This is a genomic window from Clostridioides sp. ZZV15-6597, from assembly GCF_020657815.1.
Taxonomy (GTDB): domain Bacteria; phylum Bacillota; class Clostridia; order Peptostreptococcales; family Peptostreptococcaceae; genus Clostridioides.
In genome coordinates this window covers 1-1,803 of record NZ_JAGWCT010000213.1, presented here as the reverse complement: position 1 = coordinate 1,803, position 1,803 = coordinate 1, and the positions used below count along the sequence as shown (strand labels likewise).

Annotated in this window: 1 protein-coding gene; it reads left to right on the top strand. The window is 22.6% G+C overall.

Annotation, left to right across the window (positions count from 1 at the left end; translation table 11 throughout):
- Positions 1-305: 305 nt before the first annotated feature.
- Positions 306-1,586 (top strand): nucleotidyltransferase, encoded by a 1,281-nt coding sequence (locus KGF52_RS20890; protein WP_227841505.1) that lies wholly within the window; start codon positions 306-308, stop codon positions 1,584-1,586.
- The last annotated feature ends 217 nt before the right edge of the window (positions 1,587-1,803 follow it).

Here is a 1,803-nt window from a genome sequence, read left to right as displayed (position 1 = left end):
TAAAAGTATATACTTTTTTTTATATTATATCATATTTCTATTGTGGTAAATTGTATGTTCTAATAACAATTTATTAACAAATTAACTTAATGTAGATTATTCTTTCCCATTTGCTATAATAATATAATATAAAGGCTTAATAAAGTTATTTTAATAACACTTAACTGATTTCTTGTTATGTAGTATTTCTACATTTTAACAAATTTTTTTATGTTTTTTAGCTAGATAATTAAAAATTTAAATTTTATACATATTATAATAAATTACAATGTATATAAAATAAACAAAGATAAAAGGAGCATTTTATGAATATACTTGGATTAATAGTTGAATATAACCCATTTCATAATGGACATATCTATCATTTATCTAAATCTATAGAAAAAACAAATGCAACACATACAGTGGCAATCATGAGTGGAAACTTTCTTCAAAGAGGTGAACCAGCTTTATTTGATAAATATACTAGAGCAAAAATTGCTGTCGAAAATGGTGTAGACTTAGTTATAGAATTACCAACTATGTTTGCTTGCCAAAGTGCTGAAATTTTTTCTCATGGTGCCATAACAATTTTAAATTCTCTAAATTGTATAAGTTCTGTATGTTTTGGTAGTGAAGAGGGAAACATAGATATTCTTTGCAGTATTGCAGAAATTTTAGCAAATGAGCCAAAGGAATTTAAATTGCTTTTAAAAAAATATTTAGATGATGGTATGTTATTTCCAGCGGCTAGAGCTAATTCACTTTTTGATTATATACACCAATATGAAAACAACAACTTAGCTCAAAAAACTACAAAAGAACAATTATTAAAAATATTAAATTCATCAAATAATATACTTGGTATAGAATATATAAAAAATCTTATCAATTTAAACAGTAATATAAAGCCATTTAATATTTCCAGAGTTCAGTCAGAATACAACTCTAAAGAAATTGATAATAGTATTTGCTCTGCTACTGCTATAAGAACTTCACTTAAAGAAAATTGCAATATATCTCAATTAAAAAGAGTTATTCCAGAAAAAACTTATAATATATTAAATGAAAAAATAGATAGTAAATTTTTTCCTATGTTTGATGAATTATTTTTTGATACTTTAAAAACAATAGTACTTAGAGACATATCCAATTTAAAGGATTATTTTGAAGTAAATGAAGGTATAGAAAATAAAATTTACAAAGACATTTTTACATCTAGCTCTTTATACGAATTACAATTATCAATTAAGTCTAAGAGATATACTTTAACTAAAATCAAGAGAACTTTAAATAATATATTGTTAGGCATAAGAAAAAGCGATATTCACCTTGTAAAAGATATAGACACTGTTCCTTATATAAGAATACTTGCTTTCAATGACAAAGGTAGAGAAATTCTAAAAGAGATAAAAAATAAATCTAACATAGAAATAATAAATAAATTTTCAAATATATCATTTTCATTAGATGATGCGATTTTTAAAACACTTATAAGTTATGACATAAAATCTACAAATATATACAACTCAGTATATTACAGAAATAATAAAGATTTAATAAAAGGTCCTATGGACTTTTACACTCATCCAATCTATGTAAAATAAGTTTTTTAAATAGCTTTATCAATTTTAAATAAACTCATCAAATTAATAAGATGTATTTCTAATTAAAAATATTTTTTATGGATAAAATATGCTTCACATGTGCATTCATATTTTTAGGATGGTAACATCAACTTAACTTAAATAACATTTAATATTTCTAAAGTTAAGTAAACATTGCCATCCTAAAATCTTTATAAATAATATTAATATTTACAAG